Raw genomic sequence first — 14,353 nt, 5'->3', positions numbered from 1 at the left:
ATTGTTTAGCCAATATGTAGTTACCATTTAGACTTAATTAAAGTCATGTAAATAAACATAGTGAATTACTCATAGATAAATTTACAAAAAATTCATTCTATTTCCTATTGTAAAAAAAATAAGCAGAGCATAGGATCCTATCTCTGCTTATCACTGTTTCACATATTCTGCACGATATTCATTTGGCGTAATGCCCTCAACCTTTTTAAATACCTTTCGAAAATACTTGTCATCCTGATAGCCAATCATGGCAGCAATTTCATAGATTTTTAGCTGACTATTTTTTAATAATGATTTTGCCTTTTTCATTCGGATGCTTACAAGATAATCGGAGATATTCACTTGGAATTCTTGTTTGAATTTCCTAGAGATATATTCTCTGCTGATGTAAAACTGCTCAGAAATTTCCTGCAGCTTTACATCTCGGTCGAAGTTTGCCTGCAAATATTTTTCTATGTCATAAATAATGTTACTATTTTTCTGGATCGAGCTTCGCTTTACTTTTTTCAAAAAAACCACTATCTCGCGCTTAATTCGCTTCACAAATTCTTCCAGCTGAAAGGAACCGTTTTGATCGAAAAATATATCGACTCGTTTTTCGATCTGGTCTGAAATTTCAATCGAAATATTGAAATTCTTATACCAGCGGCGACTTATAACGAGATATTCATTTTCAAAATGGAGCAGCTGATGGAGGGATAGGTACCCGTCTTTGGTAAAATCTCCAATGATTTGCTGGATCACGTCACCAAAAGCCTCAATTTCTCCCGCTTGTACCGCGAGCTCGATACTTGAGGAATACGCAATTAGGCTTCTTAAGGACGGGGAAGGTTTCGTATCCGGCATGTAAACTCTAGTTTCCTTAACCATTAAAATATTACTGTTTAATAAAACTTTTTTTGCGTGCTCATAGGAATCCATTAACATAGAACTATTGTTCACCTGTTTCCCAACAGCAATCGGACAGGAGATTCCCAATCCATTCTTTAGCGTCCTATAGATTTGGATTAAAAGCTTTTCTATTAGCGGGAACTTATCCCAAAAGATAATCACAATTTCTCCCTTATTGGATAAGTAACGAAAGCCAATCCCACATTCATTTTCCATCAAAATTTCATTAATGATATTTAGAACGGTGAAGTAGGCTAAGTCCCGGTCACCTTGAAACGTCTCAATCGTTTTTCCGCCTACTCGAACCAGTGCCACGGTATAATTATGAGATAGATGAAAACCAAATTCTTCATAGGAAGCTTCCTTTAGAACTAAGCTATTCATCAACTGGGTTAGCTTACGATCACGATAAACAGGCTTCATTTCATTGATTAATTGTGTACTGCTTACTTTGCTATTCCGTTCCGCTTCTTCCTTTTTCCATTCCTTCACCACTTTTTCTAGCGTCGCATTTAAAATACTAGGGTCAACTGGTTTTAATAGATAATCGGAACTGCCAAAGTGAATAGCCTTTCGCATATACTGATAATCATCGTAACCGGTGACCACAATTGTCTTACTATTAGGATGGTGCTCTTTTATCCACTCAAGAAGCTGTGTCCCATCCATTTTTGGCATTTTCATATCTGAAAAAATAATCTCAGGCTTTAACTTTTCAACCAGCAAAATGGCTTCTTCACCATTTCCTGCTTCATAAATTTCACAAATTCCATTCTCTTCCCATTCTCCAAGCAGCCTAATACCTTCCCGAACATGTTTTTCATCATCAACGATTAACACTTTCATGAGTGCTCCACCTCTTTTGGCATTTCCTTTGGAATTTGGATGGTAACCGTAAAACCACCTTCCTCATTCCGGTTAATTATCAGGTTTGCCTGATTGTGATAATAAATCTGCAAACGATCATAAATATTTTTTAATCCTATTGATTCTCTTTGCTTGTCTGTCTTTGAATTACCATGAAACAGTTCCTGGCGGATTTTTTCAAGTTGATCATTACTTGGACCAATCCCATTATCCTTCACATGGATAACAACTCTATTGTCATTCTCAAAAAGGGCCTCAATTTCAATCCATGCATTTTCTATGCGCTGATCAAATCCATGCTTAAAACAATTTTCTACGATGGGCTGTAAAATCATTTTCGGAACATGTATCTCTTTGACTTCTTCCTCGATATTCAGTTTAAATTCAAACTGCTCGTCAAATCGCTGTTTTTGTAAGGATAGGTAGGATTTTACATGGTTCAGCTCTGATCCAAATGAAACAATATCGTCCTTCATATTCATACTGTATCTCATAATATTCGATAACGATGTCAGCAAGGAATACACGGGGACCGCATTCGACTTGAGCGCTAACGTTCCTATTGATTGAAGGGCGTTATATAGGAAATGAGGATTGATTTGCGATTGCAGCACTCGCAGCTGTGACGCCTTATTTTCTATCTCCAATTTATACTCACTCTCAATCAACTCATCAATTTTCGCAAGCATTAGTTTAAAATGCCTTCCAAGCATTCCGATTTCGTCGGTACCTAATGAATCGAAATCTGCCTTCAATTCACCTTTCTCGACTTTTTTCATATTGCCAATTAACACTTTTATAGGAGCTGTAAGCTTAAAGGAAACAAACATGGTCCCGAGCATTGCAAATACGAGTGTAGCAAATCCAATTAAAATGTTAATTAGGGCAGTTTCTCTAGCTCCTTGATAAAGCACATCGTATGGGATTCTTTTCACAATTGACCAGTCCTTAAACGAATCCGTAAATTTCCCGTAAACGATGACACCGGAAAAATGATCATCCTTCCACTCAAGGCTTTTCCCGCTTTCCGGCTCCTTTTTCACTTGCTCAAACCACTTTTCTTTATTTTCCATTCCAATTTCATTTTCATTGGAAGAGTAAATAATCATTCCCTTTTCATTCATAATATAAAGGTCTTCGACGTCTTTCGTATATAATCGATCGGCTATTGCACTAATTTTAGAAAGATTGATATCGATTGATAAAAACCCTAATACATCTGCTAATGGTACATCCTGAATCACATTGTGGAAGCTTAAAACATTGACCTTTTGAGAATTAGGAATAACGGATATATTGTTATAACTATAAATCTCATGCGGAGGTTCAATAAGAGAATAACCATCAACGGCAGTTAACCGTCCATAGTAGGGGTGGGAAAATATATTCTCATACTTTGCCCTGCCGCTGATTCTTGAATGATAGTTGGTGTAGGACTCCTTGTCTTCATGAATATATAAATGCATTTGTTCAATTTCCGGACGTGAATTAAACAAATAAGCTAGCACCCTGCGGACTTCTTCTTGATTTACAACTAAGTTCGAGGAGACCCCATTACGCATCACATTAATAAAAGGAGTGTACCGATATAGGACAGATGACATTTGGGCAACATCTTCCAAATATACGGATAGCTCTTCCTGACCTTTTAACATCAAATCATGATTCAATGTTACAGACCGATCATTAAGTGACTTCGTTGTATAAAAATAAGTTACGGTAATGGCCGTCCCAAAAGGGAGAACCGTTGCCAACAATAAAAAGAAGATTAGCTTTTTTCTTATACCCCATCTCATTTCATCACGGTTACGAACCTTTCCCCCTTGTGTCATTTTTTAGAACATTGTAGCACAACATTTAGCTCTCTTTCATCGTGCAACATTTTGACCTGTTCAATATTTTCCACCCTAGTGGTCAATGTAAGCCATTTCATATTTTTTTGCAATCACTAAAATAAGGGTATGGAGGTGCAGGGAATGAATAACGAAAGTAAGCTGGATACAGTTAAGGGGGCGGCCCTCGCAAATCAGAAAAATACGAAAGCAGCTGAGTCTGTTTCTTTTCTGAATAAGAAGAAATGGAAGGAAGCAGGGTTATTTACTTTATTTGTAGGACCTGTTTTATTAGCTTTTATCCTTATTGTTTTAATCCCTTTCTTTACAGGCATTTATTATGCCTTTACCGATTGGAACGGAGTTACAGGTTCGGTCAAATGGGTGGGTCTGGATAATTTCAAATACTTATTTACCGAGGACAAGCAATTTCAACAGTCCTTCATTCTTACGACAAAATATACAGTCGTTGCCATTATCTTAACAAACCTTATCGGGTTTGGATTGGCCTTACTAGTAGCGCAGAAGTTAAAAACTAAGAACGTTTTACGTACTGTGTTCTTCATGCCTAACTTAATTGGTGGATTGATTTTAGGATTTATCTGGCAGTTTATTTTTGTAAAAGGTTTTGCTTCCATAGGTGAGTTAACGGGGATCCCTCTTTTTGAGCTAGCATGGTTAGGGGATGCGAAGACTGCATTTTGGGGAATCGTTATCGTCAGTGTTTGGCAGGGTGCAGGTTACATTATGATTATCTATATCGCTGCCCTGCAGAACGTACCGCAGGAGTTAATCGAAGCAGCAAGAATTGACGGAGCGAATCGCTTCCAAGTCCTTCGTCATATCACAATGCCGCTTGTTGCACCAGCCGTAACCATTTGTTTATTTTTAACCACCGCATCATCCTTTAAAGTCTTTGATGCAAACCTGTCTTTGACAAACGGTGGTCCATTTAAGTCAACAGAAATGCTGGCGCTTAACATTTATACAGAAGCGTTCGTTAATAACCGCTACGGGATTGGTGAGGCAAAAGCATTAATTTTCTTCATTGTTGTAGCAGCGATTACCATTCTTCAAGTTACGATTTCTAAGAAAAGGGAGGTTGAATCCTAATGGGCAACAGGTACACATGGAGAACATCTATTGTTGAAATCCTAGCTATCCTGCTCGGTCTTATTTTCTTAGTCCCATTCTATTATGTGTTTTCAAACTCCTTGAAACCATTTGCTGAGATTTTAACCAACACATCAGCCTTGCCTAAAGTGTTGATGTTTGATAACTATGTAAACGCATTCGAAAAATTAGAGTTTTTAACCGTATTTAAAAATTCATTAATCATTACCATTGGCAGTAATATCGTTCTCGTAATCTTTTGTTCGATGGCTGCGTACATGCTCGTTCGAACCAAAAAGAAAATCAGCAATATCATTTTCATGACATTCGTTGCTGCGATGATCATTCCGTTCCAATCGATTATGATTCCGCTTATAAAAACGGCGGGGAACTTGGGACTTTTAAACAGCTTATGGGGACTTGTCTTTATGTACCTTGGCTTTGGCTCTGGTATGACGATCTTCTTGTATCACGGTTTTATCAAAGGAATTCCGTTAGAGCTTGAAGAAGCTGCTATTATTGACGGCTGTTCACGGTTTGGCGTGTTCTGGAGAATTGTTTTTCCATTATTAAAACCAATTACGGTCACCATTGTTATCTTAAACAGCTTATGGATTTGGAATGACTTCTTATTACCATCCTTAGTGCTTCAAAATCCAGAGTTAAGAACGATTCCATTGGCAACTTTCTTCTTCTTTGGGCAGTATACAAAGCAATGGGATTTAGCACTTGCAGCATTAGTAATCGGGATTATTCCATTATTAATCTTCTTCTTTAGTATGCAAAAACACATTATCCAAGGAATTACCAGCGGTTCTATTAAGTAATTTGTTCGGGGAACACCTTTTTGCTGTCTTAAATACCAGACAGCAGAGATATAAAAATATATCATTATTATTCTAGGGGGAAAACCAAATGGCATTCAAAAAGTATTCAATCGTTGCAGGTTTACTATCCGCTTCACTACTTTTAGGCGCATGTTCTAGTGACAGTACATCTGGAGATAAAAAAAGCAGCGGTAGTAAGGACGATAAAGTAGTAGTTGATATCTTCCAAGGGAAAGTAGAAATTGCCGACCAGTTAAAAGCGTTAACAGATGAATATACAAAACAAAATCCAAACGTGACGTTTAATATTGAAACAGTAGGCGGCGGTGCGGATGGTTCCGCAGCTCTTAAAGCTAAATTCGCATCTAATCAAGCACCTGATATTTTTACAAATGACGGTGACCAAGGAGCTCTAGTGTGGCAAGATAAATTTGAAGATTTATCTGACCAGCCTTGGATAAAGGATACCTTTGAAGGTACTTTAGATGGAATGACGATCGATGGAAAAGTATACGGTATGCCTTTTAATATGGAGGGATATGGTTTTGCTTACAATAAAGAGTTATTTAAAAAAGCTGGGATAACGAAACTTCCAACGACATTTTCTGAGTTAGAGGAAGCCGCGAAACAGCTTGATGCAGCAGGCATTACACCATTCTCAATTGGATATGCTGAATGGTGGGTATTAGCTAACCACGGGATGAATGTTCCATTCGCATACCAAGAAGATCCAGATTCTTTTATCAAAGGTTTAAATGAAGGCACAGCGAAAATAGTAGGAAATAAAGAATTCGATAATTTCTTTAAGCTATTAGATTTAACAATGAAATACGGCAACAAAAATCCTTTAACCACAGACTACAACACTCAAGTAACACTATTTGCTACAGGTGAAGCGGCAATGATTCAGCAAGGTAACTGGATTCAGCCAATGCTAGATAAATTAGATCCAAACCTAGAAGTTGGTTTCATTCCATTAGCACTTAGTGATGACCCAGCTCAATCAGATAAATTAATGATTGATGTACCAAGCAACTGGGTTATCTATAACAAAGCACCGGAAGCAGACAAAAAAGCTGCCAAAGATTTCTTAAACTGGATGGTTACATCTGAAGAAGGTAAAACAGCATTGACGAAGGAATTTAAATACATTCCAGCCTTTAAAACAATTGAAGCAGCCCCAGAAGATATTGGTGCTCTAGGTGCGGACCTTCTTAAATATTCAAAAGAAGGAAAAGCCTACCAATGGCAGTTTATGAAGTATCCTGATGGAGCAGGTCAAGAATTTGGTGCAACCCTGCAAGCATATGTAGGCGGCCAAAAAACAAAGGAAGAAGCCATGAAAGCACTTGATGCAACCTGGGCTAAATTGAAAAAATAAAAATACTAAAAAGCACATCAATAGAGTCTGATGTGCTTTTTTTTCAAGCTATCCACATTAAAATCATGCATCCGAAACCAAATTTAGCTATGCGCAACTATATTTATCAAACTTTAAGGGAGGGATTTTTATCTATTATCTAAATGGCAGTATTGCATTAATTACAGGTGTAAGTCATGAAAATGGAATTGGAGCTGCTATTTGCAATAAACTAGCCTCAGTTGGTGCAGATATTTTCTTTACCCATTGGGGTTCAAATACCGATTGGGTTAAATATTTCGAAGACAACATCAGGGAATATGGTGTTCGTTGTGCAAACTATGAAGTTGATTTGGCTGATCCCAACGCACCATTTAATTTGATGGATGTCGTAACTTCCGAATTAGGTACTCCTGCCATTCTTATTAATAATGCAGCACATTCCACAAGAGATGGATATTTGAATTTAGATGCAAAAACACTTGATAACCATTATGCAGTAAATATGAGAGCTACTTTCCTACTATCTGCAGAATTTGCACGTCGGTTTAGAAAGTCTCAAAAGAAAAATGGCCGAATAATTAACCTTACATCCGGGCAAGGGCTTGGACCAATGCCTGGTGAATTAGCTTATGCGGCGACGAAGGGGGCTATTTCTGCCTTTACCCTTTCCTTATCCGCAGAGCTTGCACCACTTGGAATTACAGTTAATGCCGTAAATCCTGGTCCTACGGACACGGGATGGATGAACGAAGAAATTAGAAAAGAATTGCTGCCTAAATTTCCATTAGGGCGTATTGGAATTCCAGACGATGCAGCCCGCGTCGTTGCATTCCTTGTCAGCGAAGAAGCAGAGTGGATTACAGGGCAGATATTGAATTCAGAAGGTGGCTTTCTAAGAAGCTAAATGATTTTTATTCACCAATAAAGGGTACCTAATTTTTGCAGATACCCTTTTGATCCTTTATTCTCTATCGGGGCTATTCACCATAATACCAGCTACTTGTGTTAACCGATCATAAAAAGCTAGACCTGCTGGTTGATCATAAAGTCCTATTTCCTGAAAAGCTTCCTTCATACAGCGAAGCCAGCACTCTGCTTTTCTTGGAGTAACCTCAAAAGGAAGATGACGATGTCTCATCGCAGGAGGTCCAAATTCCTGGCTATAAAGCGCCGGACCACCTAAAAATTGTGGAAGAAACATTCTCTGTTTCCTCATTATTTCCTTCATGTCCCCTTCAAACAGGGGTCTCAATTCAGGATCTGCATAAACACGAGGATAAAATGCAGCTACAAGCTTATCAATCGTTTCCTGACCGCCAATTTCGCTATATAATGATTTAAAATTATATTCCAAGTCACACACCCCTTTACTTTCTTTAGATTATAAAGATAAAAGCGATGAACTTTCGTGATTTATATCACACTTTTAAAAAATACCTTCATACATGCTTGGAGCAACTAGTTCTACTTTAATACGATCGGGGTCCTCAAAAAAAACAGCATAATAGTCATCTCCACCAGCATATGGGTGCTTGTCCTTGTATAAAATTTGTATTCCTTTCTCCCGTAAAGCTTCCGTGAGATCATCAACATGTTCCTTTGACTTTGCATGAAATGCAAGATGATTTAGCCCCACCCTGCAGCGATGATAGGGAATCTTCAAAAATCTTTCTTCCGCTTGCACAAAGACAAGATAGGTTTCCCGGTATTTCCAGCTAATACCGGAGTCCCATTTTTGAAATTGTTCGTATCCTAATTTAGGTAACAACCAGCCCCAAAATTCGATACTTCTAGGAAGGCTTGAAACATATATCTCAACATGATGTAGCATACTATTCCCCATTTATCGTTCATTTAACGTTTTCTCAAGATTGAAGATATTTTAGCATTAAAATACTCTTTAAAAAAGGTCTAACCTGCACTCACGTTCAAAAGTGACAGGTTAGACCCTTAAAAAGTTTTATAGTTTTTCACCGCTAGTTGCAATGACATCTTTATACCAGAAGAATGATTTCTTCTTTTTCCGTTCTAATGTACCACTGCCATCATCATGCTTATCTACATAGATAAAACCATATCTTTTAGACATCTCACCAGTAGAAGCACTTACTAAGTCAATACAACCCCAGCTTGTATATCCCATTAATTCAACACCATCTTCAATGGCTTCACCCATTGCTTCAATATGGCTTCTTAAATAATCGATACGGTAATCATCGTTGATTGAGCCATCCTCTTCAACCTTATCATAAGCACCAAGTCCATTTTCTACGACGAAAAGTGGTTTTTGATACCTGTCAAATAATTGATTTAAAGCAATTCTTAAACCAACAGGGTCTATTTCCCAGCCCCATTCGCTAGCACTTAAGAATGGGTTCTTTACACCGCCAATCAAATTACCTTGTCCAACTTCTTCCGGAGTTTTATTCCTTTTCTCTGTGCGTGACATATAGTAACTAAAAGAAATGAAATCAACAGTACCTTCTTTAATAATTTTTAAGTCGCCATCTTTAATATCAAGGTTAATGCCATTTTCTTTGAAGAAACGATTTGCAAAAGCTGGATAAGCTCCTCTGACCTGTACATCACCACAATAATTGTTAAATAAACGTTGCTCTTGCAGTGCATGCATTACATTATCAGGATTGCAATCATAAGAATATGTCGGTGCATAAATAAGCATACAACCGATTTGACTTCCCGGAATAATTTCATGTCCTGCTTTTACAGCCATTGCACTTGCGACAAATTGATGATGAAGACCTTGAAAACTATCTTGTAACTTAGTTTCTTCGCTTTCTGGAGAAAAACCAAGTCCCAATAACGGCATGTGTGTTGCCCCATTGATTTCGTTGAAGGTTAACCAGTATTTCACTTTACTTTTATAATGTTTGAATAAGGTAGTTGCATAACGCTCAAAGAATCCAATAACTTCACGGTTGCGCCAGCCGCCATATTCTGTAATCAAATAAAGGGGAATTTCATAGTGAGAAATAGTTACAACTGGTTCAATATTATATTTTTTTAGTTCATCGAATACACGGTCATAGAAAGCTAGACCTTCTTCATTTGGTTCTAACTCGTCACCATTAGGGAAAATTCGGCTCCATGCTATACTCATGCGATAAGTTTTGAATCCCATTTCAGCAAAAAGTGCGATATCTTCTTTGTACCGATGATAGAAATCAATGCCATCATGATTGGGATAAACATATTTCTCATTATCGATCTTAAAATCAAAACCAGGTTCTGAAATAACTTTTAATCTTACTTTTCCACCCGGCATTACATCTGCCAAGTTCATACCTTTTCCGCCTTTCCGGTAAGCACCTTCTAATTGATTTGCAGCAGTAGCCCCGCCCCATAGAAATCCTTCTGGAAACTTATAATTTTCAACCATTTTTTTCACCTCATATTATTATTTTGATTTATTTATATAGAGGAGAGAGTTTCTCCCCTCCTTTTACAACTACACTAGTAAAGCTAAAAATGCTTCGCGTTCCTCAACCTTGCCTTGTTTTACTGGTTCAATCGTTTGATAGCGATCAGGATTTGTAATAATCACTGGAGTAATTAAGTCATACCCTTCAGCTTTTATTGCTTCCATATCAAACGTGACAAGGGTCTTACCTACATCCACAAAGTCACCATCTTTAACATATGCAGTGAAATGTTTACCATTAAGTTTTACAGTATCTAAACCAACATGAATCAGTATTTCTGCTCCATTATCACTCGTAATACCAATAGCATGCTTTGTTTTAAAAATAGTGGTCACTCTGCCTGCAACAGGAGAAACTACTTTACCTTCTGCCGGCTGAATAGCAAATCCCTTTCCCATAATTCCACTTGAAAAAGTAGGATCATTCACTTCAGATAAAGGCTTCATTTCTCCTTTAATTGGGCTGTACACTTTTTCAGCTGCAACAATTCCATCCGTTTTAGATTCATTCACATCTACTTCATTGGATTCCAGTGTCTCTACTTCTTCTTCACTATCTACATCTTTAAATCCCATAATATATGTTGAAATGGCACCCGCTGCGAAGGCAATTGGTAATCCTAATAACGCTAACACAAATGTTTCACCAATAAATGAAGCTACGCCCGGTAAACCAACATTACCACCAAGAATAAAATATTTTACTCCAACAGCGCTGTAATAAGCTCCACCAACAGCACCACCGATTAATCCACCAATGAATGGTTTCTTTAAGCGCATGTTAACACCGTACATCGCTGGCTCTGTAATACCCATAACGGCTGTTAAGCTTGTTGTCATGGCAAGAGATTTAAATGACTTGTTTTTTGAACGTAATGCTACTCCAAAAGCTGCACCCGCCTGCCCTAAATTCGCCATAAACATGGATGGTAAAATAACATCATAGCCTTTTGTCGTAATGTTATTCATGGCAATTGGTATAAACGCGTAGTGCATACCCGTCATAATGATTAATGACCATGTACCTCCTAAGATTAAACCTGCAAATATCCAGCCATGTTCAAATAATAAGCCAACTCCAACAGAAAGCCAGTTACCAATAATTGAACCAATTGGCCCTAATGCAATTAACGTTACCGGAACAACTATTACTAGAGTAAGAGTTGGTACCACAATGAGTTTAACCACACTAGGTGTAATTCGATCGATCCATTTTTCTACATAAGATGCGACCCAAACTGCGAGCAAAATTGGAATAACCGATGAAGAGTACGTTACAGCGGTTACAGGCAATCCTAAAAAGCTAACTTTTTCACCTGCACTCAACAGAGTTGTTAAGGTAGGATGTAAAAGCGCAGCTCCAATTGCTGCTGCCACATATACATTGCTTCCAAATTTTCTTGCCGCACTAACTGCTAACAATATTGGTAAGAAATAAAAGGCACCGTCACCTATCGCATTTAAAATAATGTAAATTTGGTCTTCCGCTGATAACCAACCCAATGTAAGCGCAATTGCCAACAATCCTTTAATCATACCGGCTCCGGCAATCGCAGGCAGGATTGGAGTGAATGTACCTGAAATCACATCGAGAATTGTATTAATAACGTTCTTACTTTTACCTGACTTTTTACTTGAACCTTCTGTTTTTATAGAGCTATTTCCTAAAATCGCATTATATACTTTTGATACATCGTTCCCGATTATGATTTGGAACTGGTCACCACTAACGTTCGTTCCCATTACGCCAGGAACTTTTTCAATTTTCTTGCGATCCACTTTACTATTATCATGCAAGTTAAAGCGTAATCTCGTCATACAGTGAATAACATGCTGCACATTTTTTTCTCCGCCGATATGTTCAAGTATTCCGTTGGCTGTTTTATTGAAATCCATCGTTTAACCCTCCTATTTTTCAAAAAAATAACCTGAGTATCTGAAATGGACATATAATCTCCACTTCAGCTACTCAGGTTTTGCCTGCTTTACCAGTAACAATCCTGTTTTGTTGTATTTAGTTTTGGCAATGCTCCACGAAATATTAGCAGCTGGCCACACTGCAATTTCCTTACATAAGGAACAACGATTAATAAAAAAACCTAAATCAAAGCATACCCATTGGCAGCCATGATTTAGGTTTTGCCTGCTTTACCAGTAACAATCCTAAAAAGAATTATTATTAACATTTAATTGATCCATTGGTACAAAAAAACCTAAATTGCACGTCAAAAATATGACATTACAATTTAGGTTTTGCCTGCATTATCAGTAACAATCCTAACAAAATTACTAAGTTGGTAATTTATAAGTTTAGAATAGCATGCGCTTTCATTCGTTGTCAACGTTTTCTTTTTAAATTATTATGAGTCTTAATTTCGGTTAACTACCCGTTCGATATGAATAGCTAGATAAGCCATTTCTTCCTTTGTTATATTCTTGCTATGTTCTTTCTGGATATAATCTCTAATCTTTACCACACAAGCAATCGCATCTTTATACTTTTCTTTCATCATCTCGTATAGGAAATCATCTTTACTTCCTAGTGAGGTTCCACTAAATAGCCTTTGTGAAAAAAACTTTAAGTGCGTAAGAAAACGAAAATAATTTAATGAATCCTCGTCAATATCAATTTTAAAATGATATTTTACGATGTTAAGAACATCTTGAATAAGGTTGGTGATATTTACAACATTCGGCATTTCTTCATTTAATTCTGCATTTACAATATGCATAGCAATAAATCCTGCCTCATCTTCAGGTAAAGAAATCCCAAGCCTATTGTTAATCTTCTCAATCGCCTTTAAACCAACTGCATACTCATCCTTATAAATTCGTTTAATTTCCCAAAGCAATGCATTCGAAATCAATAAGCCTTTTTTATTTCTTTCAATAGCAAAGACAATATGATCGGTTAATGAAACGTAAATACTCTCATTTAACTTTTTACCTAACGTTTCCTTTGCATAATTGATAATCCCCTCGGCAATCTCCATATATTCTAATGGAATATCATATAATAAGGTCTTAAATTTTTCTGAGACATCTTTATTATCCAATTTGAAAATCTTTTCGATTTTTGTCTGATCCACAGCATCACCAGGGCGTTTCTGAAACGCGATACCCCTCCCCATGATTACTAATTCCTTATTGTGATCGTCCATGACACTGATCACGTTATTATTGATTACCTTTGCGATTTTCATCTTAATCACCCATTGTGAATATATTTGTAAAAAAATAAAACCTAAGACTAATAAACGGATTTATTAGTCTTAGGTTTTGCCTGATTTATCAGTAACAATCCTAAATATAAATAATTTAATTTATAGAAATTCTATCATCTTTTAAAAAAGTACGCAATCCATTAATAGAAAATGGTATCACACTGAAGAATACTGGATTATAAATCCTCTGAAATTCTAGATTTTTTCCGTTTACCAATTTGTTTCCATGCCAGGACGACAGCAAGTGTCACAATCGTACCGACAACGGCTTCTGGAATCCCACTGGTGATGGCAACGGTCCAAGCTACCCCGGCCGCCATATAACCTCTTACAACAGCCATCGTTAACACAAGTACTGTATTGGTCAAAGTACCTAAAAATGCTGCCGTACCAATAGCAAGATACTCGCTTTTCTTGCGAATCCCCACGTACACAAGCCATGCAATAACCCCAATAAAAAGCCGCGGCAGTATGGCAACTAATGGATCCTTAAATAATGGCACCGTTGCATTTAAGAAAGATGAAACACCAAATATAAGTCCAACAATTGCACCCACAACTGGTCCTTGCATAATCCCCCCAATAATGGCAGGAATATGCATGATGGTGGCATTTCCAGCCGCCGTAGGGACAGGAATATATCCAATACGGGTTACCCCTAAAAGAATGGCAATCGCTCCAAGGACACCAGCAATAACAATATTTCTAACCGTTAATGAACCCTTCATTCTCTTTCTCCCCTTAAAATTTATCTAGGCTCTTTTCTTATACTTTGTTGCTATTTAGAACAAAAT

At 37.3% G+C, this 14,353-nt stretch carries 12 protein-coding genes; 4 read left to right on the top strand and 8 right to left on the bottom strand.

What is annotated here, in order from left to right; translation table 11 throughout:
* Positions 1-150: 150 nt before the first annotated feature.
* The gene (locus V7108_RS18530) at positions 151-1,737 is read right to left on the bottom strand and encodes a response regulator (protein ID WP_335569048.1); all 1,587 of its coding nucleotides are present in this window, start codon (positions 1,735-1,737) and stop codon (positions 151-153) included.
* Positions 1,734-3,590, bottom strand: a complete 1,857-nt coding sequence (locus tag V7108_RS18525; protein ID WP_335569047.1) for a sensor histidine kinase — start codon at positions 3,588-3,590, stop codon at positions 1,734-1,736. The genes V7108_RS18530 and V7108_RS18525 overlap by 4 nt, the downstream gene beginning before the upstream one ends.
* Before the next feature lie 144 nt (positions 3,591-3,734).
* Here V7108_RS18525 and V7108_RS18520 point away from each other — a divergent pair, with 144 nt between their 5' ends.
* The 4 genes from V7108_RS18520 to V7108_RS18505 all read left to right on the top strand — a co-directional run bounded on the left by V7108_RS18520 (position 3,735) and on the right by V7108_RS18505 (position 7,797).
* On the top strand, positions 3,735-4,703 hold the full coding sequence (locus tag V7108_RS18520; RefSeq protein ID WP_335513067.1) for a carbohydrate ABC transporter permease: 969 nt from the start codon (positions 3,735-3,737) through the stop codon (positions 4,701-4,703).
* Positions 4,703-5,530, top strand: a complete 828-nt coding sequence (locus V7108_RS18515) for a carbohydrate ABC transporter permease (RefSeq protein ID WP_335513069.1) — start codon at positions 4,703-4,705, stop codon at positions 5,528-5,530. The genes V7108_RS18520 and V7108_RS18515 overlap by 1 nt, the downstream gene beginning before the upstream one ends.
* Positions 5,531-5,618: 88 nt before the next feature.
* On the top strand, positions 5,619-6,911 hold the full coding sequence (locus V7108_RS18510) for an ABC transporter substrate-binding protein (protein WP_335569046.1): 1,293 nt from the start codon (positions 5,619-5,621) through the stop codon (positions 6,909-6,911).
* Between the two features lie 130 nt (positions 6,912-7,041).
* Complete coding sequence (locus V7108_RS18505) at positions 7,042-7,797, top strand: SDR family oxidoreductase (RefSeq protein WP_335569125.1); 756 nt, start codon at positions 7,042-7,044, stop codon at positions 7,795-7,797.
* 57 nt (positions 7,798-7,854) lie between these two features.
* On the opposite strand, the gene V7108_RS18500 is transcribed toward V7108_RS18505, so the two are convergent.
* The 6 genes from V7108_RS18500 to V7108_RS18475 all read right to left on the bottom strand — a co-directional run bounded on the left by V7108_RS18500 (position 7,855) and on the right by V7108_RS18475 (position 14,287).
* The gene (locus V7108_RS18500; RefSeq protein WP_335569045.1) at positions 7,855-8,247 is read right to left on the bottom strand and encodes a globin; all 393 of its coding nucleotides are present in this window, start codon (positions 8,245-8,247) and stop codon (positions 7,855-7,857) included.
* A 72-nt stretch (positions 8,248-8,319) separates the two neighbouring features.
* Entirely contained in the window at positions 8,320-8,736 is a 417-nt protein-coding gene (locus V7108_RS18495) for a VOC family protein (protein WP_335569044.1), read from the bottom strand.
* Between the two features lie 117 nt (positions 8,737-8,853).
* Positions 8,854-10,293: a glycoside hydrolase family 1 protein gene (locus V7108_RS18490; RefSeq protein WP_335569043.1), complete on the bottom strand. Its 1,440-nt coding sequence runs from the start codon at positions 10,291-10,293 to the stop codon at positions 8,854-8,856.
* 69 nt (positions 10,294-10,362) lie between these two features.
* Positions 10,363-12,231: a beta-glucoside-specific PTS transporter subunit IIABC gene (locus V7108_RS18485; RefSeq protein WP_335569042.1), complete on the bottom strand. Its 1,869-nt coding sequence runs from the start codon at positions 12,229-12,231 to the stop codon at positions 10,363-10,365.
* Positions 12,232-12,704: 473 nt separating this feature from the next.
* Entirely contained in the window at positions 12,705-13,538 is an 834-nt protein-coding gene (gene licT, locus V7108_RS18480; protein WP_335513086.1) for a BglG family transcription antiterminator LicT, read from the bottom strand.
* 197 nt (positions 13,539-13,735) lie between these two features.
* The gene (locus V7108_RS18475) at positions 13,736-14,287 is read right to left on the bottom strand and encodes an ECF transporter S component (RefSeq protein ID WP_335518684.1); all 552 of its coding nucleotides are present in this window, start codon (positions 14,285-14,287) and stop codon (positions 13,736-13,738) included.
* Between the last annotated feature and the right edge of the window lie 66 nt (positions 14,288-14,353).

Source organism: Neobacillus vireti, assembly GCF_036962345.1.
Taxonomy (GTDB): Bacteria; Bacillota; Bacilli; order Bacillales; family Cytobacillaceae; genus Neobacillus; species Neobacillus vireti_A.
The sequence above is the reverse complement of the archived record's forward strand: the minus strand, read 5'-3'. Positions and strand labels throughout refer to the sequence as shown.